At 67.1% G+C, this 23183-nt stretch carries 21 protein-coding genes and 1 pseudogene; 10 read left to right on the plus strand and 12 right to left on the minus strand.

What is annotated here, in order from left to right:
* Nucleotides 1-284: 284 nt before the first annotated feature.
* Genes VGV07_RS01035 through VGV07_RS01050 form a run of 4 tightly spaced genes read right to left on the minus strand, consistent with a single transcriptional unit; the run spans nt 285 to nt 4975 of the window.
* Nucleotides 285-1499: an MFS transporter gene (locus VGV07_RS01035; protein WP_326866818.1), complete on the minus strand. Its 1215-nt coding sequence runs from the start codon at nt 1497-1499 to the stop codon at nt 285-287.
* Entirely contained in the window at nt 1492-1899 is a 408-nt protein-coding gene (locus VGV07_RS01040; RefSeq protein ID WP_326866819.1) for a Zn-ribbon domain-containing OB-fold protein, read from the minus strand. The genes VGV07_RS01035 and VGV07_RS01040 overlap by 8 nt, the downstream gene beginning before the upstream one ends.
* A complete protein-coding gene (locus tag VGV07_RS01045) occupies nt 1896-3032 on the minus strand; it encodes a thiolase family protein (RefSeq protein ID WP_326866820.1) in 1137 nt (378 codons plus the stop codon). Before VGV07_RS01045 ends, VGV07_RS01040 begins: the two co-directional genes overlap by 4 nt.
* Nucleotides 3029-4975 carry an acetoacetate--CoA ligase gene (locus tag VGV07_RS01050; protein ID WP_326866821.1) on the minus strand — a complete coding sequence of 649 codons (1947 nt, stop codon included), beginning with the start codon at nt 4973-4975 and terminating at the stop codon, nt 3029-3031. Before VGV07_RS01050 ends, VGV07_RS01045 begins: the two co-directional genes overlap by 4 nt.
* Before the next feature lie 127 nt (nt 4976-5102).
* Between VGV07_RS01050 and VGV07_RS01055 the strand changes: the two genes are divergently transcribed.
* Together VGV07_RS01055 and VGV07_RS01060 are read left to right on the plus strand one after the other, a co-directional pair.
* Nucleotides 5103-6281 carry an acetyl-CoA C-acetyltransferase gene (locus VGV07_RS01055; protein WP_326866823.1) on the plus strand — a complete coding sequence of 393 codons (1179 nt, stop codon included), beginning with the start codon at nt 5103-5105 and terminating at the stop codon, nt 6279-6281.
* Between the two features lie 271 nt (nt 6282-6552).
* Nucleotides 6553-7314 carry a murein L,D-transpeptidase family protein gene (locus tag VGV07_RS01060; protein ID WP_326866824.1) on the plus strand — a complete coding sequence of 254 codons (762 nt, stop codon included), beginning with the start codon at nt 6553-6555 and terminating at the stop codon, nt 7312-7314.
* Nucleotides 7315-7675: 361 nt separating this feature from the next.
* On the opposite strand, the gene VGV07_RS01065 is transcribed toward VGV07_RS01060, so the two are convergent.
* From VGV07_RS01065 to VGV07_RS01075, 3 genes are read right to left on the minus strand one after another with little or no spacing between them, the layout of a single operon-like run.
* Nucleotides 7676-8881: a hypothetical protein gene (locus tag VGV07_RS01065; protein WP_326866825.1), complete on the minus strand. Its 1206-nt coding sequence runs from the start codon at nt 8879-8881 to the stop codon at nt 7676-7678.
* Between the two features lie 15 nt (nt 8882-8896).
* Nucleotides 8897-9655, minus strand: coding sequence for a CPBP family intramembrane glutamic endopeptidase (locus VGV07_RS01070; RefSeq protein WP_326866826.1), 759 nt, complete (start codon nt 9653-9655; stop codon nt 8897-8899).
* Nucleotides 9656-9663: 8 nt separating this feature from the next.
* Nucleotides 9664-10803, minus strand: coding sequence for an Acg family FMN-binding oxidoreductase (locus VGV07_RS01075; protein WP_326866827.1), 1140 nt, complete (start codon nt 10801-10803; stop codon nt 9664-9666).
* A gap of 97 nt (nt 10804-10900) precedes the next feature.
* On the opposite strand from VGV07_RS01075, the gene VGV07_RS01080 reads away from it, so the two are divergent.
* The 8 genes from VGV07_RS01080 to VGV07_RS01115 all read left to right on the plus strand — a co-directional run bounded on the left by VGV07_RS01080 (nt 10901) and on the right by VGV07_RS01115 (nt 17852).
* A complete protein-coding gene (locus VGV07_RS01080; RefSeq protein WP_326866828.1) occupies nt 10901-11467 on the plus strand; it encodes a TetR/AcrR family transcriptional regulator in 567 nt (188 codons plus the stop codon).
* A 234-nt stretch (nt 11468-11701) separates the two neighbouring features.
* Entirely contained in the window at nt 11702-12064 is a 363-nt protein-coding gene (locus VGV07_RS01085; protein ID WP_326866829.1) for a metalloregulator ArsR/SmtB family transcription factor, read from the plus strand.
* Nucleotides 12051-12584: an arsenate reductase ArsC gene (locus VGV07_RS01090; RefSeq protein ID WP_326866830.1), complete on the plus strand. Its 534-nt coding sequence runs from the start codon at nt 12051-12053 to the stop codon at nt 12582-12584. Before VGV07_RS01085 ends, VGV07_RS01090 begins: the two co-directional genes overlap by 14 nt.
* Nucleotides 12581-13315 (plus strand): MIP/aquaporin family protein, encoded by a 735-nt coding sequence (locus VGV07_RS01095; protein WP_326866831.1) that lies wholly within the window; start codon nt 12581-12583, stop codon nt 13313-13315. The genes VGV07_RS01090 and VGV07_RS01095 overlap by 4 nt, the downstream gene beginning before the upstream one ends.
* A gap of 406 nt (nt 13316-13721) precedes the next feature.
* The gene (locus VGV07_RS01100) at nt 13722-14051 is read left to right on the plus strand and encodes a metalloregulator ArsR/SmtB family transcription factor (protein WP_326866878.1); all 330 of its coding nucleotides are present in this window, start codon (nt 13722-13724) and stop codon (nt 14049-14051) included.
* 52 nt (nt 14052-14103) lie between these two features.
* Nucleotides 14104-15519, plus strand: a complete 1416-nt coding sequence (locus VGV07_RS01105) for an FAD-dependent oxidoreductase (RefSeq protein WP_326866832.1) — start codon at nt 14104-14106, stop codon at nt 15517-15519.
* Nucleotides 15520-15521: 2 nt separating this feature from the next.
* The gene (gene arsK, locus VGV07_RS01110) at nt 15522-16739 is read left to right on the plus strand and encodes an arsenite efflux MFS transporter ArsK (protein ID WP_326866833.1); all 1218 of its coding nucleotides are present in this window, start codon (nt 15522-15524) and stop codon (nt 16737-16739) included.
* 102 nt (nt 16740-16841) lie between these two features.
* On the plus strand, nt 16842-17852 hold the full coding sequence (locus tag VGV07_RS01115) for an N-acetylglucosamine kinase (protein WP_326866834.1): 1011 nt from the start codon (nt 16842-16844) through the stop codon (nt 17850-17852).
* 44 nt (nt 17853-17896) lie between these two features.
* Here VGV07_RS01115 and VGV07_RS01120 read toward each other — a convergent pair whose 3' ends face one another.
* The 5 genes and pseudogenes from VGV07_RS01120 to VGV07_RS01140 form a co-directional block, all read right to left on the minus strand.
* Nucleotides 17897-18718, minus strand: coding sequence for a GNAT family N-acetyltransferase (locus VGV07_RS01120; RefSeq protein ID WP_414649899.1), 822 nt, complete (start codon nt 18716-18718; stop codon nt 17897-17899).
* Nucleotides 18719-18785: 67 nt separating this feature from the next.
* Nucleotides 18786-19601 carry an ABC transporter permease gene (locus VGV07_RS01125; RefSeq protein ID WP_326866837.1) on the minus strand — a complete coding sequence of 272 codons (816 nt, stop codon included), beginning with the start codon at nt 19599-19601 and terminating at the stop codon, nt 18786-18788.
* A gap of 1 nt (nt 19602) precedes the next feature.
* Nucleotides 19603-20433, minus strand: a pseudogene (locus VGV07_RS01130) (ABC transporter permease); the annotation flags it as partial.
* Nucleotides 20434-20667: 234 nt separating this feature from the next.
* Complete coding sequence (locus VGV07_RS01135; protein ID WP_326866839.1) at nt 20668-21963, minus strand: PotD/PotF family extracellular solute-binding protein; 1296 nt, start codon at nt 21961-21963, stop codon at nt 20668-20670.
* Between the two features lie 28 nt (nt 21964-21991).
* Nucleotides 21992-23080 carry an ABC transporter ATP-binding protein gene (locus VGV07_RS01140; RefSeq protein ID WP_326866841.1) on the minus strand — a complete coding sequence of 363 codons (1089 nt, stop codon included), beginning with the start codon at nt 23078-23080 and terminating at the stop codon, nt 21992-21994.
* Between the last annotated feature and the right edge of the window lie 103 nt (nt 23081-23183).

Consider the following 23183-nt stretch of genomic DNA (forward strand, 5'->3'; position numbering starts at 1 on the left):
GCTCACGCAGAACCGCCTATGGGAGCCTACTCAGCCCAAAACAGCTTGACCGAGAACACAGATGCTCTCTTGCAAAATCTAAGGCTTAGCCAAACGGCTAAACCTAAGATTTTGCTTTCTCCCCCGCCAAGGGGGAGATGATCCGTGCCTTCCACTTGCTCCGGAGGATCAGTCGGGACTCTCCCCCTTGGCGGGGGAGAAAGCGAAGACTTGGGCTTAGCGCAGCTAAGTCCTTAGTTTTCGCAAGAGAGGGGGTCGCGGGGAGCTACCGGGTTTTGCGCCCCCTACTTCCGCCCCTGTGCAATCCGCTCCGCTTCCGGCAGCCGGCGCAGCAGCAGCATGGCGATGATCCCGACCAGTGGCCCGGGCGCCAATATCGCGAAGGCCCATTGCCAGCCGATGGCCGCGGCCAGCATCGGCACCACGGTCAGGCTGACGATGGTCAGCGCAAAGCCGATACCGAGCTGGAAGGCCAGCGCCGTGCCGATCAGGTCGGGGTCGCCGACCTCGGTGGTCATGGCGGAAAACTGCGCCGAGTCCGCAACGATGGTCGCGCCCCAGAGCAGCGCGATCGAGACGAACAACCAGAGCGGGCCGGCAAAGCTCACCCCGATCAGCAGCGCGCATGAACCCGACAGCGCCATCATGATGATGGTGGTGAGTGTCCGCCCGATGCGGTCGGCGATGAGGCCGCCGACGAGGCAGCCGACAAAGCCCGAGGCGACCATGGCGAAGACCAGGAGCGAAATCTCAGCCGGGCTCATGCCTGCCGTTACCGAGGCTGCGCCGGCAAAGGCGAGGAACCAGCCCCAGGCGGCATAAAGCTCCCACATGTGGCCGAAATAACCGAGATTGGCCAAGGCCACGGCGCGATTGCGCACCACCCTGCCGAGTTGGCGGGGGTCGAACACGGCGCGGCTGAACGGGTGTGGCCCCTCGCGGACGAGCGCCAGGAACACCCCTGCCCCACAAAGCGTCAGGGCGCTGGCCGTCGCGACGACGAAGCGCCAGTCGAGCCCGGCGAACAGCGCGCGCAGCAGGTGGGGGAAGGCCGAGCCCAGCGTCAGCCCGCCGATCATCGCCCCCATGGCGAGCCCGCGGCCGCGAATGAACCAGGTGGCGACGAGCTTCAGCGCCGGCGGGTAGACCCCGGCCAGCGCCACCCCGGTCAACAGGCGCAGGACAATCGCCACCTCGGCCGAGGGCGCCAGCAGCAGCAACAGGTTGAACGCCGCCGCCAGCCCCGCCGCTATCCCCATCAACAAGCGCAGCGGCGCGATATCGGGCAGGTTGAACAGGCTCAGCGTCAGCGCCCCGGCAACGAAGCCGAGCTGCACCCCATTGGTCATCCAGGTCTGCGCCAGGCCCGAGAGCTGCCACTGCGCCGTCAGCTGCGGCAGGATGGCGGTGGCCGAGAACCAGGTGGTCATCGACAGGATCACCGCGCCGGTGAGCAGCACCAGCATGCGCCAGGCGGCGGGTGTCGGCCGGTCACTCATCTGCGGGCTCGAAGCAGGGCAGGATCTCCGCCCCCACCTGGGTGAAACGGACCTGCAGCGGCAGGTGCAACTGAGGGTCAGCCGTCAGGATATGGCTCAACATGCTTGGGCCCTCTGCCAGCCGAACGATACCGATGGCGTAGGGCGCCGCCGGCTCCCAGCCGGGATGGCCGGGGCGATGGATCACCGACCAGCTCTCGAGCCGCGCCCGCCCCGACGCCTCGCGCCATTCGAGCCGCTGCGACCAGCAATGGGGGCAGATCTGGCGCGGGTAGAACACCCAGCTCGCACAATCCGCGCAGTGCTGCACGATGAACCGCCCTTCGGCAGCTGCCGTCCAGAACGGCGCGGTGAGGGCCGTGCGGGTCGGCCCTGGGACCTTCAGCTCGGAGAGGTTCATGCCGCAGCTCCCAGCACCAGCGCGGTGGCTTCGCTCATCGTTGCGCCATTGCCGGTGACCAGCGCCAGGCGGGCATTGGCGATCTGCCGCATCGGCGTGTTGCCGCGCAGCTGGCGCACGGCCTCGACGATATGGGTCATGCCGCCGGCAAGGTCGGGCTGGCCGAAGCCGAGCTGGCCGCCATGCGGGTTGAGCCGGTTGAGATCGGCCTCGCGCAGCCAGTCGCCGAACCGACCGGGCGCGGCGAGCCCGGCATCTTCGAGCGTCGTGGCGACCATGATGCTGTAGCAATCGTAGAGCGACAGGATGTCGATCTCCCCGATCTCAGCCCCGGCCTGCGCCAGCGCGCGGGCGATGGCCGGTTGCAGCGGCCCCGAAGTCAGCGACGGCGCCTGCGACAGGGCCCGATGGGTCACCTTCTCCCCTGCCCCGAGCAGATGCACCGCCGGTTGCTGCCGCCCCTTGGCTGCAGCTGAGCTCACCACCACTGCTGCTCCACCCGCCACCGGCATGACGATTTCGAACAGATGCAGCGGGCTGGCGATCAGCGGCGAGGCCAGCACGTCGGCGACGCTCGCCGGTTTGCCGTAAAACATCGCGTCGGGGTTGCGCTGCGCATTGGCGCGCGCCGCGGCGGCGATCAGCGCAAAATCCGCATCGGCCGAGCCGAACTCCGCCATGTGGCGTTGCTTGATCATGGCATAGGTGGCGTTGGCGCCCGAGGCGCCGAACGGCACGTCGAACTCGCGGATCGGGTTGCGGTTGGGCGAACGCGGCGGCTCGGCTTCGCGGCAATTGGCGAGGACGCACAGCACCGTCTCGCACATGCCGGCGGCAATCGCCGCCGCGGCACGCCAGACCATGCCGGCGCCCGATGCACCGCCCAGATCCACCACATTGGCCATGGCGGGCCTGAGCCCCAGATACTCGGCCACCGTCGCCGGCACGTGCTGCGGCGTTTCGCCGACCTGCGGGCCGACGAGCAGCCCGTCGATGGCGCCGGGCTCGAGCCCCGCGTCTGCCACCGCCAGCCGCGCCACCTCGGCGATCATCCCGAGCGTCGTGGCGCCCGTGGTCGAACGCACCGGCTTCAGCTCGCCGATGCCGATTATGGCGCCGTACGGTTGCCTCACAGGGCGCTGTCCCGGCTGAGCGTGCGGAAAATCTCGAGCGCTTCGGGGTTGGAGAGCGAGTCGCGGTTCTTCACGACTTCACCCAGCATGGTGGCGCGCGCCGCGCCTTCCACCCGCTTGCCGTTCAAGGTGTAAGGCACCGCCGCGATGGCGTGGATGCGATGCGGCACATGTCGCGGCGACGCCGCTTCGCGGATGGCCTTGCGAATGCGGGCCGCGAGTTCGGTGGAGATGGCGCCGCCCTCGATCGGCTTCAAACAGAGCACGATCTCCTCGTCATTGGCGGTCGGCGCACCGAACACCAGGCAATCCTCGACCTCGTGGAAGCTCTCGACCGTGGCGTAGATCTCGGCGGTGCCGATGCGCACGCCGCCCGGCTTCAGCGTCGTGTCGGTGCGACCATAGATGATGGCCGAGCCATGGATGGTCTGCTCGGCGAGGTCGCCATGCGTCCAGATGCCGGGGCGCTGGGCGAAATAGGTGTCGTGATAGCGCTTGTCGCCGCCCTCGCCCCAGAAGGTCAGCGGCATCGAGGGGAACGGCTCGGTGCAGACCAGATCGCCCTTCCGGCCGATCACCGAGGCATTGCGCTCGTCGAGCACATCCACCGCATGGCCGAGGGCTTTCGAGGTGAGTTGCCCGCGCCGCACCGGCAGCGTCGGGTTGCCGATCATGAAGCAGCCGATGATCTCGGTGCCGCCCGAGATCGAGGCGAACATCATGTCGGACTTCACTGCATCATAGAGCCACTCGAACTGATCCGGCGCCACCGGCGCGCCCGCGCTCAGCACCGAGCGGAGGCGGGTGAGATCGACCCGGTCGGCCGGCCGATAACCGGCCTCGGCCACGGTCAGCAGGTATTTCGGGCTGATGCCGAAATGCGTGACCCCGGCCTCCGCTGCCACCCGCCAGAGCAGGCCGACATCGAGCCCGTCACTGCTTTTCGGAATGGCCGCGCCGTCGGTCAGCACCACGCTGGCATTGGAGGCCAGCGCCGAGATCACCCAGTGGTACATCATCCAGGCGGTATTGGTGTACCACGAGACGGTGTCCCCCGGCTTCACGTCGCCATGCAGCTGGTGCTCCTTCAGATGCTGCAACAGCACCCCGCCGGTCGAATGGACGATGGCTTTCGGCTTGCCGGTGGTGCCGGAGGTGTAGAGCACATAGAGCGGCTGCGCGAACGGCACCCGGGTGTAGACCAGCGGCGCGCCCGCCTCCCCGAACTCGCCCCATTGATGCGTCCGGGTGGCGCTACCGGGCAACTCGCCATCGATCAGCACCAGGTCGGTGAGGCTCGGCATCTGGGCAACAAGCTCGGCGATGCGGCCCGAGATATCGTGCTCCTTGCCGCCATAGCGATAGCGCGGCGTGGCGAACAGCACCTTGGGCGCTATCTGCCCGAGCCGGTCGAGAATGGCGACGGTGCCGAAATCCGGCGAGCAGGACGACCAGGTGGCGCCGAGCGCCGCCGTCGCCAGCAACGCCACCAAAGCCTCGATCCGGTTGGGCAGGATGCCCGCCACCCGATCGCCGGCCACCACGCCGGCGGCCCTGAGCCCCGCGGCTACGCGGGCGACTTCATTGCGGAGGTCTCCCCGCGTCATGCGGCGCGATATGCCCGCTTCGTCGGATTCGATCAGCGCCGGCTCGGCATCGGCGCCACGCAGCAGGTTTTCGGCGAAGTTGAGCCGCGCTTCGGGGAACCAGCGGCCATCAAGCATGCCGCCATCGGCGGCGGGCACATAGCTGACGCTGCCCTTGTCGCCGATCACCCCGCAGAAATCCCACACTGCGCTCCAGAACGCGCCGGGCTGGCTGGTCGACCAGCGATGCAGCACGTCATAGGAGGCGCCGGCAAAGCCATGAATGTCGGCAAAGCGCGTCAGGTTGGCAGCCGCGACCCATGCCGCGTTCGGGCGCCAGACGATATCGGTATCCAAGTCTCTTCCCCTTGCGGCGGTCGGTTTATTGATTGCTGCCGCGACCGCATCGCTATAAGCAGTTTGTGGACCGAACGGTACAACAATCGGTCCTGACTCGCCAAGTACGACCTGTGGATTGAGAGCAATGTCTGAAGACGCCGTCATCGTCGCTGCCACCCGCACCCCCATCGGCCGCTTTGGCGGAGCCTTCTCCGACCTGCCTGCGACGGCGCTTGGCGCCATCGCCATACGTGCCGTCATCGAGCGCAGCGGCGTCGATCCCGCAGCGATCGACGATGTACTGATCGGTCAGGTGCTGCAGGCCGGCGCCGGGCAGAATCCGGCGCGCCAGTCGGCCGTCGGTGGCGGCATTCCGCACGCCGTGCCGGCTATGACCATCAACCAGGTGTGTGGCGGCGGCCAGCGCACGCTCCACCTCGCGGCCCAGGCCATCCGCCTCGGCGACGCCGATATCGTCCTGGCCGGCGGACAGGACTCGATGACCCGCGCCCCGCATCTGCTGCCGCAGAGCCGGGCCGGCTTCAAGATGGGCGAAGTGACCATGCAGGATGCCATGCTGGTCGATGGCCTCGTCGATGCCTTCAACAATGTGCATATGGGCGTCACCGCCGAGCGCCTGGCGCGCAAGTATCAGATCACCCGCGACGAGCAGGACCAGTTCGCCCTGGGCTCGCAGCAGAAGGCGGCAGCCGCCATGGCCGCCGGGCGCTTCACCGAGGAAGTCGTTCCGGTCGAGGTGCGGCGCAAGCGCGACAGCATCGTGGTCGAGCATGATGAGCACCCGCGCGCCGACACCACGCCCGAGCAGCTGGCGGCGCTGCGGCCGATATTCGACCCCGAGGGCAGCGTCACGGCCGGCAACTCATCTGGCCTCAACGATGGCGCCGCAGCGCTGCTGGTGATGTCGGCCCGCCGCGCCAGGCAACTCGGGCTCGAGCCGCTGGCCCGCATTGCCTCCTATGCCTCGGCCGGCGTCGACCCGATGGAAATGGGCCTCGGGCCCGTGCCGGCAACCCGCGCGGCGCTCGACAAGGCCGGCTGGACGGCGGCCGAACTCGACCTCATCGAACTGAACGAGGCCTTCGCCGCGCAATCGCTCGCCGTCAACCGCGAGCTGAGCCTCGATCCCGAGCGGATCAACGTCAATGGCGGTGCCATCGCGCTCGGCCACCCGCTGGGTGGCTCCGGCGCAAGGCTGGTGGTGACGCTGCTGCATGAAATGGCGCGGCGCAACGCCCATAAGGGCCTCGCCACCATGTGCATCGGCGGCGGTCAGGGCGTCGCCATCTGCCTCGAGCGCTAGCCTGGGCAGCGGGTAGCGGCCTCGCCGGGGCCCTGCCCGGCTTGCTCGGCGGCGGACAGCTGTTGCCCTATGAGTTACGGATATGGATGCGACCGCGAGCGCTCGTCGGGGCCCGCCGGCCGGCTTTCCCTGCTCAGCCTTGACGTCCGACCCAAGGATGTCGCGGGCTGCGCCCGCAATGTCGATCACGTCCTTGTCAAAGCTCGCCCTCGAAAGGCTTGAGTAACCAACCTTTTCTATCCTTGGTGCCTCCCAGTTCCCGGTACCGACAATGCGTTTGACCTCCCCCCTGCTGCTGCTTGCCACTGCCATGCTTGCCGGGTTGCTCGCCGGCTGCTCTGCCCTTGGCATCGCCAAGGACCAGCAGCCGCTTTCGGCGCGCACCACCAGCGTGCTCGCAGCGATGGATACCTCGCCGGCGGCGCCGATGCTGGTCAGGGTGTTCAAGGAAAGTTCGGAGCTCGAGGTCTGGAAACCCGACACCGGCGGCCGCTACAGGCTGTTCAAGACCTATGCCATCTGCAAGTGGTCGGGCGAACTCGGCCCCAAGATCAAGGAGGGCGACTATCAGTCCCCCGAGGGCTTCTACCGGGTCACCCCCGGCATGATGAACCCCAAGTCGAGCTACTACCTGTCGTTCAACACCGGCTTTCCCAACAAGCTCGACCGCGCCCATGGCCGCACCGGTTCCAACCTGATGGTGCATGGCGACTGCAAATCGGTGGGCTGCTACGCCATGACCGACGAGCAGATGAAGGAAATCTATGCGCTGGCGCGCGAGAGCTTCAACGGCGGCAACCCCAGCTTCAAGCTCGAGCTCTACCCCTTCCGCATGACCGAGGATAACCTCGCCCGCCATGCCACGAACCCCAATATCGAGTTCTGGCGCAACCTCAAGCAGGGCTATGACGCGCTCGGCGCCGACGGCCGGCCCGCCGATGTCGATGTGTGCGAAGGCAAATACGTGTTCAACGCCAAGGCGGCGATGCCTGCCGACCCGATGGGCCAGTGCCCGGTGACGAACGCGGCTTAGCGCCGGGGAGACTGCACGCAGGCGGACACCGTTCTCCCCTGATCCTCCCCCGCGGGGCATGGGAGGGGTACCGGCGAAGCTGGCGGAGGGGCGGCCAGCGCACCGCAAAGCCAGCGGCAAGCACGCCACCGTAAGTAGAGCGCGGCTCACTGCCAACGACCTCTGCAAGATTGGCCGCCAGCGGTGAGCGAGCTGCTAGTCGATCCTCTACTCGCTGGAGGTAGCCGCCGAAACACCACGGGACCAGCACGCTCCGCCAATAGAAGTCGGCTTCTGGCCCATAGCAAGCATTGACGGAAGCTTGAGAGGACTGCGGCTGCCAGGGTAGGCAAGATGTTTGCCCACCCTGGTGTGCTCGCCGTCAGGTCGCAGGCAGGGCCTCAGCCGGTGACATCTCACTCCGGCGAGCGACACGACTGTCGGCGAAGATACTGGCGGCGAGGATGATCGCGGGGATCATCGGGAACAGGGCCGTGACCATACCTCCGAAGTAGGTGTAGCCGACGCCGAGCTTCACCGCCGCCATCACCGGGAAAACGATGTGATGCGTGGGTTCGCCCAGGATCATGCCGACGATCATGAACCAGACGAGGAAGTTGCCCCAGGGCTGACGCAGCCACATGCCGAGCGCGGCGGCGACCCAGATGGCGGGGCCGACGAGGCCGATGATCTCGAAGAACGAGGCTTCCGACCACGGCACGCCGCTGATCAGCGCGATGCCGTGGGCGAAGCCGGACAGTCCTTCTTCGCCGACGTGGATGTAAAACAGCGCGAGCATCAGCAGATAGAGCGGCACGACCTTGAGACGGTTGGCCGGGACGATGGCGGTGGTGCGCAGCCAAGCAAAGAGGCCGCCGAACATCGAGCCGACGATGATGATGACGGGCAGGTACCCGGCCTGGCTGTAGAGCGTGACGCCATAGGCCGCGACGAACACGAAGAAGCCGACGGACCACAGAATCGTCGCCTGGCGGGTGAGCGGCTTCTGAATGGTTTCCGGGGCAGGCGCCGAGCGACCGACGAGACGGAGCCAGCCAAGGGCGCCGAGCGCGATCTCGACAGCAGCAAGCACCGCGCCGAGGAAGAAACGATGGTCGTAGCCCGCGGTCGCGAACTCGACGGCCACCTGGGTGGCGCCGTCGGCCATAGCGAAGGCAAAGGTCCACCACGCCATGTAGCGACCGATGGCGTGACCGCGGAGCAGCGCATAGCCGCCGAGGAGCATGAGCGAGACCGGCAGGGTCACAGTGGTGACGAACCACGTGACGTCAGCCGACGCGTAGTGCGGCACGAACAGGGCCGGGAGCGCCGTCACGGCGTGGGTTGCGTAGCCCGACCAATAGCGTACGGCACTCAACAAGAGGCTGACGACGATGACGGAGAGGTAGGGGACGACGGCGGCGGTGGCGTCGGTCCGCTGGTCATCGCGAAGCCAGGCGGCGAAGGCGACGGCCGATACGACGAGCATGAGGGTCGCGAGGGCGGGGCCGGTCGCGACGTAGAGGAGGACGGCCAGCGTCGCGACACTCGTCGCGATGGTGGCCGAAGTTCCGAGGCGCTTGGACATCTTGATGTCTCCAGATCAGAGGGAAGCGGGAGCGGCGGCGGGATGCGCCGTCGCGGGGACAGGGGGTTGGCGGAAGAGGAAGACGGTGTAGATCGAGACCAGCACCACGAGCATGTGGAGCATCAGCAGTCCGCTGTTGGACGCGTCGCCGAACACGAGGAAGGCGGCGTTCGAGCTCGTGTGGAGGATGGCCGGGCCGACGATCGATCGGCCGCCCATCTCGTAGGCACGGGACAGCGGGTAGGCGAGAAGCAGGGCGAGCACGACGGACGCGACGCCGGCCACGCCGATGGTGGCGATGAGATAGAGGTGCTGGGCGCCGAAGAGCGCCGCACCCAGGCTGGCAGCTTTCGCGAGGCTCGTATGCTCGCGGAGGCGGCCGAAGAAGAAGGCGCGGTGGATCACCTCTTCGGCGAGGCCGTTGACAAGGACGATGCCGAGAACGAGCGCGAGCCCGTTTGACGCGACGTGAACCGGCGTTCCAGCTGCCAGCGACGCAAGCGGAAGGAACAGCCACATCGGCAGGCTGGCGATGAGTGAGATGATCACCGTTCGCCGGCTCGTCGGAGTGAAGCCGAGACGCCGGCCGAGGTCGACGAGTGGTGTTCGGAACATCGCGACCTCGGCCAGCGCGATGCCGCCCATACCGATGGCCGCGAGCAGCAGCTGGCGCAGGAAAAATGGGAACTCGGCGGGCAGCACGAAGGCCGCTGCGACGAGGAGTGCGATCACCGGAACGGCGGCAATTAGTAGACGGGGCAAGAGCGTAAGCATGGCCGGCCTCACGATATGAGGACGTCGTCGACGGGACGACGGAGCGAGCGGGGAAGAGTCGGACCACGACCGATGCGGATGATCATGTCGGCCCGGCGTGTGCCGAGACCGAGGGTGGACTGTAGCTGTGCGCGCTGTGCCGCGACCTCGACGGCCTGGTTGACGAAGGCGTGCTGGAGGCCGGCGCGTGTTGCGGCGAGCGCGAAGCGTTCATAGGATCGGCCCGCGGCAACCCATCCGGCCGGATCGTCGGTGGTCGCAGAGAAGACGACGAGCGCAGAGGACGATCGCATCTGCGCTGCAACCTTGTCGTTGTCGCCGTCGGCCTTGACGGTGAGATCGTACATCAGCGGCCCGAGCCATTCGGGGAGGCTCGGATTGCCGGAGGCGGCGCTGAGGAGGCCGTCCTTCATGCGCGCCGCGACGTTTGGATTGAACCGCAGCCACGACTTGAGCTCGGAGCGGAACGCGCCGTCATCGAGTTGCGCGCGATTGCTGGCAAGGACGAGGTCGATGATCTCCTCGCGCTGCGGCGTGTCGGTGACCATAATCGCCTCGACGCTGTCGGTGCCTGCAATGGCGACGAGATCGCGGAGCGTCTCGTTCGCAATCGCCGAGCCGTCATAGGTCGAGCGCGAGCTCTGGCGCTCGGTGATGGCATCGAAGAGTGGCGCGTCATTGCTCGTCGTGCCGGTGAGATGCACGGCGATTTCACCGTCGACCGACGTCGGCGCCACCACATCGGTGGCTTGGCCATAGTGCAGTGCAGCGATGACGAGATTCTCCGTCGCCGCGCCAAGGCTTGCGAAGAGGTGATGGTCGTCGGGATCGACGATCGGCGTGCGGCGCGAGAAGTCGGGGACGATGTCGATGCGGCCGGTGGCGATGCGGTAGCGCCAGGGCTGGGTGTTGTGGCTGTTGGCTGCGAGCGTTGCGGCGCGCACCATCTCGCGCAGGTAGGGCTCGGTCGCAAAGGGACGAAGCTGCTCGGCAAGCGCGGTGTCGTAGTCCGCGGGGGGCATATTGGACACTCCGGCCAGGACGGCGGCACCGCCGGCGGCGGCGAGTCCGCCGATGACGAACCGGCGGCTGACAGCCGGGCGCAACCGCCCGAAGGACGTGGACTGCAAGGTCATGGCGATCTCCAAAGTGGTCGCGCTGCGATGATAGTCGGAAAAGTCAACAAGCGTTGACGTGGTGCCAAATACGACCGCACGGCTTGAATGTCAACACGCGTTGAATTACATGGCTGCTATGACCACAGCACCGATCAAGAAATCTGAGCGGACCAAGTCCGCCATCCTCGCAGCGGCCCGCGCCGCCTTTACTGAAAAAGGCTACGAGAACACGACTATCCGCGGCATCGCGGCGGCCGCCGAGGTCGATCCTGCGCTGGTGATGCGCTACTTCGGCAGCAAGGAGCAGCTCTTCGCCGTCGCGGCGGATTTCAAACTAAGCGCTGCCTTCCCACACAAGATCGCGCGCAAGGATCTGGGGCGGACCCTGGCCGAGATTTACCTACGGCTGTGGGAGGGGGAGGAGCAGGGTCTCCCCTTGCTGCTGCGATCGGCGGCGTCGAGCGAGCAGGCGGCTGAGCGCATTCGCGAGATTTTTGAGACGCAGACAGTGCCACTCATCGCCGCCCTGTCCGGCGAGGCCGGTGCAAGGGACCGCGCGGCACTTGTCGTTTCGCAGACGTTGGGCCTCGCGCTCTGCCGCCACATCTTGAAGATTCCACCACTCGTTGGAATGCCGCGCAAGAAGCTGGTCGAGGAAATTGGCAAGACGCTACAGCGCTACATGACAGAATGAGCAGCCGCTTGAATGTCGCCTTGTCGCACTCCGGACGGCAACCATACGTCGGTGGCGCAGTGATGCCGATGTCGACGGTGCGATTGTCGGATGCGGCAAACGCTGGCTGATCGGCATCGGGGATCGGCCTGAAAAGGGCCCAGCTCGGAGGGAGGCCGGGCACGCCTTGATCCGCCGAGGCCGTCATAAAACCTTCACTGGACGCGTGACCATCATATCGATAATCCTCGATATATGGAATCAACTGACGCCATGGATGTGCTTGTCGCCCTGGGGCAACCGACCCGGCTCGACGCTTTTCGGCTGATCATGCGACATGAACCCGAGGGGCTGCCGGCCGGCGAGGTCGCCCGGCTGCTCGAGGTGCCGCAGAACACCATGTCGACGCACCTGGCGGTGCTGAGCCGGGCCGGGCTGATTTCGTCCGAGCGGCACAGCCGTTCGATCATCTATCGCGCCGAGCTCGAGCGGGTGCGCGAGATCGCCAGCTTTCTCGTTTCCGATTGCTGCGGCGGCCGCCCCGAGCTCTGCGCGCCGCTGGTTGCCGAATTCTCCCCCTGTTGCGTCCCCGAGGAAGCCTCCAATGCCTGCTGCTGATCGCGTCTACAACGTCCTGTTCCTCTGCACCGGTAACTCGGCCCGTTCGGTGCTGGGCGAGGCGGTGCTCAACCATGTCGGCAATGGCCGCTTCCGTGGCTTTTCCGCTGGCAGCATGCCCAAGGGGCAGATCCACCCGCTGACGCTCGAAACGCTCGCCACGGCCGGCATCTCCACTGACGGGCTGCGCTCGAAATCCTGGGAAGAGTTTGCCGGGCCCGGAGCGCCGCAGATGGATTTCGTCTTCACCGTCTGCGACAACGCGGCAGGCGAAACCTGCCCGATCTGGCCCGGCCAGCCGATGACCGCCCATTGGGGCATCGAAGACCCCGCTGCGGTCGGGGGGCCGGAGTTCAAGCAGCGTCAGGCCTTCGAGGATGCGCTGCGCTTCATGCGCAACCGCATCGCCGCCTTCATCAACCTGCCGCTCGACAGCATCGACCGGATGGCGCTCGGCTCGAAACTGCGCGGCATCGGCGCCATGGATGGCTCGACCAGCAAGGCGTCCGGGGCGGCATGACGCCGGCGCGACGGCTCGCGGCCGAGGCCCTTGGCACCGCCCTGCTGGTCGCCACGGTGGTGGGCTCCGGCATCATGGCGACGCGGCTCACCACCGACACCGCCATGGCGCTGATGGGGAACGCCCTCCCCACCGGCGCCATGCTGTTCGTCCTGATCACCACCCTCGGCCCGATCTCGGGCGCCCACTTCAATCCTGCCGTCACGGCGGTTTTTGCCCTGCGTCGCGAGATCGCCTGGCCGATGGCCGCCGGCTATGTGCTCGCACAACTGGCAGGCGGACTTGCCGGCAGCGTCATCGCCCACCTGATGTTCGAGCTGCCGGCGCTGCAGCTCGCGACCGCGCCGCGCACCGGAACGGCCCAGTGGTTCTCCGAGGCCGTCGCCACCTTCGGGCTCGTCGCGGTGATCCTCGGCGGCCTCCGCGCCAGGCCGGCAGCGGTTCCGGCGCTGGTCGGCCTCTACATCACCGCCGCCTACTGGTTCACCGCCTCGACCTCGTTCGCCAACCCGGCCGTCACCATCGCCCGCGCCCTGAGCGACACGTTCTCGGGGATCCGTCCGCTCGATGCGCCCGGCTTCATCCTCGCCCAACTGGTCGGGGCGCTGCTGGCGCTGGCCCTTTCCGGCTGGCTGTTCGGAGCGGGTCGCGCCCCGCGGGTAGCCGAACCGTCTATCGGGGTCGTTTCAGCCACCGACGGCACCGGACAGCCCGTTGGGCTCGATCGTTGACCCCACCCAATATCAGGCCAGCGAGGCTCATGCGCGCCAGGTTGAGCGAGGGGTTTTTGGCGCAGATGTTTCCACACCCGCGGTGTCACCCCGGCGCATGCTGAGGCGGCGAGGTTCTTGCGCAAGAGGCGCCAGATCCCAGGATGTGTCCCGGCCTGCGCCGGGATGACATCGAGTTCTTGGGTGACGGTGGTGACAAACTCATGCCGGGGCTCACCCTTCAGTTAGCGCATATGAGGGAAGCTAGGCCCCAACTCGCCAGTTGCGCGTGCTGCAAGCTGGGTCCCTGCTTTCGCAGGGATGACACGGTGGGTGTGGTGATCGCAGGGCTCGATGCCCAATGACCTACTTCGACAATCATAGAAATAGCCTTGACGTCTGCCCGTCGCACTGCCATTCTATTTCCATGAACATCGAAACAGCCGCCGCGCAGCTTGAAGCTCTCGGGAATCCGACCCGCCTGACCATCTACCGCACCCTGGTGCGCGCCGGTGACCATGGCCTGCCGGTGGGCAAGCTGCAGCTCAAGCTCGATATCCCCTCCTCCACCCTGTCGCATCACTTGAAGAAGCTGATCGAGGTGGAACTGGTGAGCCAGGAGCGGCAAGCGACCACCCTGATCTGCCGGGCCAACTATGCCAGCATGAATGGCCTGATCGGTTACCTCGCCGACGAATGCTGCGCCGACGCCGAAGGTTGCGCCGCCTCATCGGAGGCGACGACGGAAGCGGCATGAGCCCCTTCTCGACTCCTCAATTTCGATATTTCTAGAAACTAGGAATCTTACGATGAAGCTCGAGACCAACCTCCCTGTTGCGGTGATCGGCGCCGGCCCGGTGGGCCTTGCCGCCGCCGCGCATCTCATCGCCCGGGGCCTGACCCCCATCGTCTTCGAGCGCGGCGCTTCGGTCGGCGCGTCGCTACTCGAATGGGGCCATGTGCGGGTGTTCTCACCCTGGCAATACAACATCGACAGCGCCGCCAAGGCGCTGCTCGAAGCGGCGGGTTGGGACGCGCCCGAGCCGACGGGCCTGCCGACCGGACGGGAGCTCGTCGAGCGCTATCTTGCGCCGCTGGCGGCGCTGCCGGTGCTGGCCCCCACTATCAGGCTCTCGGCCCGCGTTACCGCCATCACCCGGCTCGGCCTCGACAAGGTGTCGAACCGCAACCGCGAAAGCGCGCCGTTCGAGCTGCGCTGGGTCGATGCCGATGGCAGCGAACAGGCGAGCGTGGTGCGGGCGGTGATCGATGCCTCGGGCACCTGGGCCCGCCCCAACCCGATGGGAGTGGATGGCCTGCCGGTGCTCGGCGAGCGGGCAGCCGCCGAGTTCATCGATTATGGCATCCCCGACATTCTCGGCACCGCGCAGGAAAAGTTCGCCGACCGCACCGTGCTGGTGGTCGGCAGCGGCCACTCCGCCATCAACACCGCGCTGGCGCTGCTGAAGCTGCAGGAACAGGCGCCCGAGACCCGCGTGCTGTGGGCGTTGCGGCGCAACCGCCTCGAGCGGCTGCTCGGTGGCGGGCTCAACGACCAGTTGCCCGAGCGCGGCGCCCTCGGCCTTGCCGCCAAGCAGGCGATCGATGCCGGCCGGTTGCAGGTCCTCGCGCCCTTCGCCGCCAACCGGCTGGCGCCGGCCGATGGCCGGCTCGCCGTTATCGGCACCCTCAACCAGACTGAGCTGACGCTCATGGTCGACCGCATCGTCGTCGCCACCGGGTTCCGCCCCGATCTCGAGATGCTGTCAGAGCTGCGCGTGGCGGTCGATCCCGCCACCGAGGCGCCGCCGGCGCTGTCGCCGCTGATCGATCCGAACTTTCATAGCTGTGGCACCGTGCCACCGCATGGCGTGGTCGAGCTGACTCAGCCCGAGGCGAACTTCTACATCATCGGTTCCAAGAGCTATGGCCGCGCCCCGACCTTCCTGATGGCCACCGGCTTCGAGCAGGCCCGCTCGGTGGTAGCCGAACTCGCCGGCGACTCCGTCGCGGCCCGCGAGGTGCACCTGGCGCTGCCGGAAACCGGGGTCTGCAGCGTCAGTTTCGCCGACGACGCAGTGCCCGCCACCTCCTGCTGCGGCGGCCCGGCCCAGTCGACCACCTCGTGCTGCGTCGCCGACGAGGTGGCAAAGGCGGAGGGCGAGGCCGGCTGCGGGTGCGGCGCCACAGCCCGCACCACGCTCAGCACCATCGCATTGACCTGACCATGACCGGCATACCCGCCCGGATGATCTGGGCCCTCGGCGTCACCCAGATCATCGGCTACGGCACGCTCTACTACAGCTTCGGCACGCTGGCCCCGGCGATGGCCGCCACGTTCGGCTGGTCGGAAGCGTGGCTGTTCGGTCTGCTCTCTGCCTCGCTGCTCGTGGGTGGGCTGGTCGCGCCGTTCGCCGGGCGGCTCGCCGACCGGCACGGAGCGGGCCAGCTGATGGGCTGGGGTTCGCTCGCGGCGACGCTCGCCCTGGTGCTGGCCGCCCTCGCCCCCAGCGGCATCGTCTTTGCCGCCGGGCTGGTGGCGATCGAGGTCGCCTCGGCCTTCGTCCTCTATGCCACCGCCTTCGCCGCCCTTGCCCAGGCTTCGCCGCGCGAAGCGCCGCGCCGCATCACCCACCTGACGCTGATTGCCGGCTTCGCCTCCACCCTCTTCTGGCCGATCACCGGCGCGCTGCATGAGATGCTTTCGTGGCGCGAGGTTTACCTGATCTACGCCGCGACCAACCTCCTCGTCTGTGTGCCCATCCATTTCTGGCTGGCGCGCGGCCAGCGCCTGCGCTCGGCCGGGCGGCGCGACGCCCCCGCCACCGTTGCGTTGCTTCCGCCCGAGCGGCAACGCGGCACGCTGCTGCTGATGCTTGCCGGCTTCGCGCTGGTCGGGTTCGTCTCCTCGGCCGTCACCGTCCACATGGTGCCGATGCTGTCCGCGCTCGGCGCCGGCGCGGCCGTCACCGCGGCCACCCTGCTGTTCGGCCCGGCACAGGTGCTGAGCCGGCTGCTCAACCTGCAGTTCGGCCGCGGCCTGTCGCAGCCCATGCTGGCCCTGATCGGCGCGCTGGCCTTGCCGATCGGCCTCGCCGTGCTGCTGCTCGGCACGCCGTGGCTGCCCGGCGTCGCGGCCTTCGCCATTCTGTTCGGGCTCGGCAACGGACTCTACAGCATCGTCTCCGGCACCCTGCCGCTGGTGCTGTTCGGCTCCGTCGGCTATGGCCGGCGGCTTGGGTTGATCAGCGCGGCGCGGCTTATCGCCTCCTCTGCCGCGCCGTTTGCCTTCTCGCTCGTCGCCGGGGCAGCGACCACCGGCATCGCGGTGGCGGCCGCGGCGGCAATCGGCGTGGTTGCCGTCGGCATATTCGGGCTGCTCTGGTGGGTGGCGCGCGCCCCCGCCGGCGACCAAGCCAGCAGAGCGCTGACCAGCGAGGCCTGACCGCCTGGCCGGGCGGAGTGGCGGACGCCATGGGTTTCGGCTATGTGCGGGGGCCATTGCGGCGGCAGGCCCGCCGGATTATCGAAAGCTGGAGCGCCGCCCATGCCTCGCCAACCTCCCCTCCCCGCGAGTGCCGCCGACGAGGCGATCATCGTCGGCATCGACGGGGGCGGCAGCAAGACCCTGATCGCCACTGCCGACCGCAGCGGCTGGGCGTTCCGGCTGCAGCGCGGCCGCGGCACCAGTCCGCTGGAGAGCCCGGACTGGCGCGAGGCGCTGGCCGAGCTGGCCACCCCGTTTGCGGCCACCGCAGGTCTCGGCGGCGTCGCCGCCGCGCTGCCCGCCTTCGGCGAAGTCGAGGCGGCCTCGGCGGCACAGCAGCAGGCCATCGGCGATCTGTTCGGCGCATTGCCGCAGCGCCTGCTCAATGATGTCGATGCCGCCCATCTCGGTGCCTTCGCCGGCGGGCCGGGCATCCTGATCCTCGCCGGCACCGGCTCCATGGCCTGGGCGCGCGACGCCGAGGGCCACTCGCACCGTACCGGCGGCTGGGGCGACGTGATCGGCGACGAGGGCAGTGGCTACTGGATCGGCAGCCGGGTGCTGGGCGCAACCAGCAAGGCCATCGACGGGCGCGCCCCCGCCACCGGGCTGGTCGCGGCAATGTTCGACAAGCTGGGCTTTGCATCCGACGACCAGATGAACCAGTTTCTTGGCTGGGCCTCCCGGCTCGATGCACCGCGCATGCAGATCGCAGCGCTGGCGCCCCTTGCCCTTGCCCTCGCCGAAACCGGCGATCCCGCCGCCGGCGCTATCGTCGACGCGGCAGCCGACGAGCTTGCCCTCCATATCCTGACACTCGAGCGACAGCTCGGCGTTGCGACGCTGCCGTGGAGTTATGCCGGCGGGCTGTTCGCCAGCCCGGCGCTCAGGCGCGCCGTCACCGCCCGTGTCGGCCGCGCCCCCGCCCTGCCCCGCCTGCCGCCGGTCGGCGGCGCCCTCCTCGCGGCCGCCCAGCACCTCGGCTGGCAAACTGACGACGCCTGGGTGGAAACCCTGGCCCAGTCGCTCGCGGCACTGTCGCAAGCGAGCGAGCTGCCCACTGGCGCGTAGCAGCGTCCGACCGTTCCGCCGATCCGGTCCCGCCGGTGCGAAACTCAGCCCAGCTCCAGCGTGGTGATGCCGAAGATCTGCTCGAGCGGCAGCGTCGGGGCTTCGCCGAGATACATTCGGGCCGTCTCGAAGGCCGGGGTGAAACCGGCGCGCCGGACCATGTCGATGCCGGCCCGGTTCGGTTCGGGAACATCGATGAACACCTGGTCGGTGCCGGCCGTGCCGGCCAGCGTCGCCAGCAAATTCTCTGCAATGGCAGGCGTTTCGGCAAACAACGGGCCGATCTTCCAGCCGGTGACGCAGCGGCGGATGGCGCCGTAGCCGCGCAAGCGGCCCTCCTCGAAATAGCCTTCCGCCTGCCGGCTGGCCGATGGCGCCAGCCACGCGGCAAGGAACGCCTCACGTGGTGCAGCGACGTGCCGCAGGTCGAATGCCGAGACCGCTGCAAGGTCGGCCGAGGTCAGCGGCCGCACATAGCTGCGCCGCGCCACGAGACCGCTGAGCCCGCCGCCCCAGCGGGCGCTGCGATGTGCGAAGCCGAAGCCCGACTTGCGGTAGTTCTCCTGTTGTGCCGGCACCCCGTCGAGCCCGATCGTCCGGCCCGCGGCGCTGGCGAGGCCGGCATCCCACAGCCGCTTGCCAAAGCCTTTGCCGCGATGCGCCGGATGCACGATGTAGAGCCCGAGAAAGGCGAAGTCGGCGCCGTATTTGACCACCGAGATGCAGCCGATGCGGACCGTGCCGAGCCAGCCCATCAGGAAGCCGGAGGGGTCCTGTGCGTAGAATGGGGCGGCATCGTCGAGGCCCGGGTTCCAGCCCTCGTCACGCGCCCAGCCAAGCGCCGCATCGAGGTCGGCGCGCGTCATCGGTCGAATCTCGAAGTTCATCGGGCGAGCGTATGCCGGAACGGAGCCGATTGGCAGTTGGCGGAGCTCACGCCTTGAGCCGCCTGCGGTTGATCAGCGCGATGATCCCAACGGTGCCGCCGATGATCAGGAACGAGAACAGCGTCGTCACCGTCCCCAGCGCATAAAGCACCGGCGTCGTGACATTGGTGGTCATGCCGTAGATTTCGAGTGGCAGGGTGTTGAAGCTGCCCATGGTGAGCAGCGAGCGGGCGAACTCGTCATAGCTCAAGGAGAAGCCGAACAGCCCGACCCCGATCAGGCTCGGCGCAATCATCGGCAGCAGCACGTGCCAGAAGGTCTGCCAGGCCGAGGCGCCCAGATCGCGCGCCGCTTCCTCATAGCTCGCCGAGAAGCGGTTGAACACCGCGAACATGATGAGCACGCCGAACGGCAGCGTCCAGGTCAGGTGTGCCCCGAACCCCGAACCGAACCAGCTCGGGCGGATGCCGATCTGCTGGAACAGCACGCCGATGCCGAGGCTGACGATGATCGAGGGCACGACGAGGCTGGCAATGGTCAAATAGAACAATGGCGTGGCGCCGACGAACCGGCGGCGGAAGGCAAGCCCGGCGAGCAGCGCCACCAGCACCGTGATGGCCATCACCATCAACCCCAGGAGCAGCGAGCGCGTGAAGCTGGCGCCGAAATCACCCACCGCCTGCTTTTCGAACAGGTTGAAGAACCAGTGCAGCGACACGCCGTTGAGCGGGAAGGTCAGCCCACCCGACGGCCCCTGGAAACTGAGGATGAAGATGGCCGACATCGGGCCATAAAGGAACAGCACGAACAGCCCGAAAAAGGCTGCCAGCACGTAAAAGCCGAGGCCACGCCTGTCGCCCATCTCAAAGCTCCTTGCGGATATCGACGACGCGCAGGATGCCACCCACCATCAGCAGCACGATGGCGAGCAGCACCACCGCATTGGCGGCGGCCGCCGGATATTGCAGCAGCGACATCTGGTTCTTCATCATCAGCGCCACCGAGGCGCTCTGGCCGCCGCTCATCACCTGCACGGTGGAAAAATCCGCCATCACCAGGGTGACGACGAAGATGGTGCCGATCGCCATGCCGGGTTTGGCCAGCGGCAGGATCACCGTCCACAGGATCTGGAAGGCATTGGCGCCGGCGTCGCGCGCCGCCTCGATCAGCGAGCGATCGATGCGCATCAGGGTGTTGAAGATCGGCGTCACCATGAACAGCGTGTACAGATGCACCATGGCGAGCACGACGGCGAAATCGGAATAGAGCAGCCACTCGATCGGCTGCGGAATGAGGCCGAGCTCGATCAGCGTCGAATTGACCAGCCCGTTCCGCCCCAGCACCGGAATCCACGAAATCATCCGGATGATGTTGGAGGTGAGGAACGGCACCGTGCAGATGAGGAACAGCACGGTCTGCGTCGTCGCCTTGCGGACGTGGAAGGCGAGGAAATAGGCGACCCAGAAGCCGACGAACAGGGTCAGCGCCCAGACCATGGCGGCGAATTTCAGCGTGTTGAGATAGGTCTTCCAGGTCACCCAGCTGCCGAGCGTATCGGCATAGTTGGTCAGGACGAGCGCCGGATACATCCGGGCAAAATCGTAATCCCAGAAACTCACCACCGCGAGAAAGACGATCGGGATAAGCAGGAAAAACCCCAGGATCAGCCACAGCGGCATCGCCTGCAGGTAGGAGGCGATGGCGCCGAACGAGAATGGCGCGCGGCGGGTCGCGGGTTTCGGTTCGGAGGCGATGATGGCTTGTTCGGCGACGACCACGGACAGTCTCCACGGAGCGTTGAGTGAGCGTCCCCTCTCCCTTTGGGGGAGAGGGACAGGGTGAGGGGGCCTTGCCCCGCGCTCGGAGCCAAGGCCCCCTCACCCGACGCTGCGCGTCAACCTCTCCCCCGAAGGGAGAGGTGAAGAGGCTTACGCCGCGATGAACTCGTTCCAGCGGGTGACCATGTAGCGGTCTTCGTCCATCACCGAGTTCCAGCAGGCGACATGGCCCATGCGCTCGAGGAACGAGCCGCCGTCGCGTACTGCCCCGGCCTTTTCCATCACCACGCCATCGGGGCTGAGGATGTCGCCCGCCGCCGGTTTGCCCTCGATCCAGAAGCCCCACTCGTCTTCGCTCATATACGCCTTGGCGGTGTCCATGGCGGCCGAGTAATAGCCCTGGCGGTTGAGGTAGCCGCCGACCCAGCCCGAGGTGTACCAGTTGATATACTCGTAGGCCGCATCGAGCTGCGCTCCGCTCAGATGCGCGGCAAGGCCGAGCCCGCCGCCCCATGAGCGATAGCCTTCCTTGAGCGGCTGGTACTTGCAGGCGATGCCCTTGGAACGGACGGCGGCAACCGCCGGCGACCACATCGACTGGATCACCACTTCGCCCGACGCCATCAGGTTGACGCTCTCGTCAAAGCTCTTCCAGAAGGCGCGGAACTGCCCGTCCTGCTTGGCCTTGATCAGGAAATCGATGGTCGCATCGATCTCCGCCTTGGTCATGTTGCCCTTGTCGGCATATTTGATGTTGCCCATCGCCTCCATGATCATCGCCGCATCCATGATGCCGATCGAGGGGATGTTGAGGATCGAGGTCTTGCCCTTGAAGGCCGGATCCATGATGTCGGCCCAGCTGGAGATTTCGCGGCCGACGAGGTCGGGCCGGATGCCCAGCGTGTCGGCGTTGTAGATGGTCGGCACCATGGTGAAGAAGCCGGTTTCGGCCTTGGCGAATTCCTTGGAATCCATGGCGTCGACATAGCCGACGGTGTGCGGCGCGGTGCCCTGGGCGATGACGCTGTCCGGCGTCAGCTTGCCGGTTTTGAACAGCGGCACGATCTTGTCGTAGTAGGTGAGCTTCGACACATCCATCGGCTGGATCACCCCGGCCGGGAACACCTTCTTCAGGATCCAGTATTCGATATCGGCGATGTCGTAGCTGTCGGGCTGCGTCACCGCGCGCTGCGCCGCGGCATCGGAGTCGGTGGCGGTCATTTCGAGCGTGATGCCGAGATCGGCTTTGCACTTCTCGGCGATGGCATTGAGGTTCGAGACTCCTGTGCCGAACTGGCGCAGCGTGATGTTGGATTGCGCCCACACCGTCGGGAAGCCGCCCAGCGCCCCTGCCCCGATCGCCGCGCCGGCCACCGCCGCAGCGCCCTTCAGCATGTTGCGGCGGGAAATTCCGGCCGCCTTCAGTGTTTCTCTCGTTGAGTTCATAGCCATAACCCCTGTTGTTGTTTCTCGTTCAACCCTCGAAACGGCCGAGGACAATGGCGTCCCCGGCGTCCCAACTGAGCGGCACCGCATCGCCGACGACGACCGGTTTGCGGTGAAAGCTGGTCTCGTCGATGATCGCGGTGAAGTCCTCGATCCCCGCCCCATCGACCGACAGCTTCACCGAAGCGCCGCGGTATTCGATGTTGGAAACGGTGCCGGTGAAGCCGAGGCCCTGCTGCGTCGGCTCGCCCAGCCGGACGTGGTCGGTGCGGATGGCAATATCCATCGGCGCCCCATCCCCGGCGGTGCGGCCGGTCGCGGCAAAGCGGCCGCCATTGGGCACCTCGAGCAGCGCCAGCCCGCCGATGCCGGTGGCGGCGCGACCGCTGACGACGTTGTGGTCGCCCATGAAGCGGGCGACGAACGCGGTGGCCGGTCGCTCGAACACTTCGCGTGGCGGCGCCGCCTGTTCGATCCGCCCGTTATTCATCACGACGATCAGGTCGGCGAGCGCCATCGCCTCTTCCTGGCTGTGCGTCACGTGGACGAAGGTGATGCCGAGCCGGGTCTGCAGTTTTTTCAGCTCGGCCCGCATGCGGACCTTGAGGAAGGGGTCGAGCGCCGACAGCGGCTCGTCGAGCAGCAGCGCCTCGGGGTCGGTGATCAGCGCGCGCGCCAGCGCTACCCGCTGCTGCTGGCCGCCCGACAGCTGCGCCGGCCGGCGCGTCGCATAGGCCTCCATCTGCATCAGCTGCAGCATTTCGAGCGCCTTGGCCCGGCGCTCGGCCTTGCCGACCCCCTTCATCCTGAGGCTGAAGGCGACGTTGTCGACGAGGTCGAGATGCGGGAACAGCGCGTAGGATTGGAACATCATCGCCGTGCCGCGACGCGCCGGCGGCCGGTTGGTGACGATGGCGTTGCCCAGCGCAATATCGCCATCCGAGACCGACTCGTGCCCGGCAATCATCCTGAGCGTCGAGGTCTTGCCGCAGCCCGATGGCCCCAGCAGGCAGCAATAGGTGCCGGGCGGGATCTTCAGGCTGATTGCGTCAACCGCGACCGTGCCGCCATAGCGCTTGGTCACTGAGGCTAGATCGATCTCGGCCGCTTTGGTCATCCGGCACCCCCGTTGGCGAGAAGTGCAATGCAGGGGCCATGCCAACCCGGCGCTCTCCCGGTAACCCGTTGTTAATGCTCGACTTCATCAAAGCGGGTGACAT

The sequence above is a fragment of the Devosia sp. genome (assembly GCF_035944845.1).
In the GTDB taxonomy this organism is placed as follows: Bacteria; Pseudomonadota; Alphaproteobacteria; order Rhizobiales; family Devosiaceae; genus Devosia_A.

What these genes read in the sequence shown, in the direction of transcription:
- VGV07_RS01120 (WP_414649899.1), bottom strand. Translation starts at nt 18,718, where the DNA reads ATGACGCGCGCCGACCTCGATGCGGCGCTTGGCTGGGCGCGTGACGAG.
- VGV07_RS01100 (WP_326866878.1), top strand. Translation starts at nt 13,722, where the DNA reads ATGAACATCGAAACAGCCGCCGCGCAGCTTGAAGCTCTCGGGAATCCG.
- VGV07_RS01140 (WP_326866841.1), bottom strand. Translation starts at nt 23,080, where the DNA reads ATGACCAAAGCGGCCGAGATCGATCTAGCCTCAGTGACCAAGCGCTAT.
- VGV07_RS01070 (WP_326866826.1), bottom strand. Translation starts at nt 9,655, where the DNA reads ATGCTTACGCTCTTGCCCCGTCTACTAATTGCCGCCGTTCCGGTGATC.
- VGV07_RS01135 (WP_326866839.1), bottom strand. Translation starts at nt 21,963, where the DNA reads ATGAACTCAACGAGAGAAACACTGAAGGCGGCCGGAATTTCCCGCCGC.
- VGV07_RS01060 (WP_326866824.1), top strand. Translation starts at nt 6,553, where the DNA reads ATGCGTTTGACCTCCCCCCTGCTGCTGCTTGCCACTGCCATGCTTGCC.
- VGV07_RS01085 (WP_326866829.1), top strand. Translation starts at nt 11,702, where the DNA reads ATGGAATCAACTGACGCCATGGATGTGCTTGTCGCCCTGGGGCAACCG.
- VGV07_RS01105 (WP_326866832.1), top strand. Translation starts at nt 14,104, where the DNA reads ATGAAGCTCGAGACCAACCTCCCTGTTGCGGTGATCGGCGCCGGCCCG.
- VGV07_RS01090 (WP_326866830.1), top strand. Translation starts at nt 12,051, where the DNA reads ATGCCTGCTGCTGATCGCGTCTACAACGTCCTGTTCCTCTGCACCGGT.
- VGV07_RS01055 (WP_326866823.1), top strand. Translation starts at nt 5,103, where the DNA reads ATGTCTGAAGACGCCGTCATCGTCGCTGCCACCCGCACCCCCATCGGC.
- VGV07_RS01125 (WP_326866837.1), bottom strand. Translation starts at nt 19,601, where the DNA reads ATGGGCGACAGGCGTGGCCTCGGCTTTTACGTGCTGGCAGCCTTTTTC.
- VGV07_RS01065 (WP_326866825.1), bottom strand. Translation starts at nt 8,881, where the DNA reads ATGTCCAAGCGCCTCGGAACTTCGGCCACCATCGCGACGAGTGTCGCG.
- VGV07_RS01040 (WP_326866819.1), bottom strand. Translation starts at nt 1,899, where the DNA reads ATGAACCTCTCCGAGCTGAAGGTCCCAGGGCCGACCCGCACGGCCCTC.
- VGV07_RS01095 (WP_326866831.1), top strand. Translation starts at nt 12,581, where the DNA reads ATGACGCCGGCGCGACGGCTCGCGGCCGAGGCCCTTGGCACCGCCCTG.
- VGV07_RS01080 (WP_326866828.1), top strand. Translation starts at nt 10,901, where the DNA reads ATGGCTGCTATGACCACAGCACCGATCAAGAAATCTGAGCGGACCAAG.
- arsK (WP_326866833.1), top strand. Translation starts at nt 15,522, where the DNA reads ATGACCGGCATACCCGCCCGGATGATCTGGGCCCTCGGCGTCACCCAG.
- VGV07_RS01115 (WP_326866834.1), top strand. Translation starts at nt 16,842, where the DNA reads ATGCCTCGCCAACCTCCCCTCCCCGCGAGTGCCGCCGACGAGGCGATC.
- VGV07_RS01035 (WP_326866818.1), bottom strand. Translation starts at nt 1,499, where the DNA reads ATGAGTGACCGGCCGACACCCGCCGCCTGGCGCATGCTGGTGCTGCTC.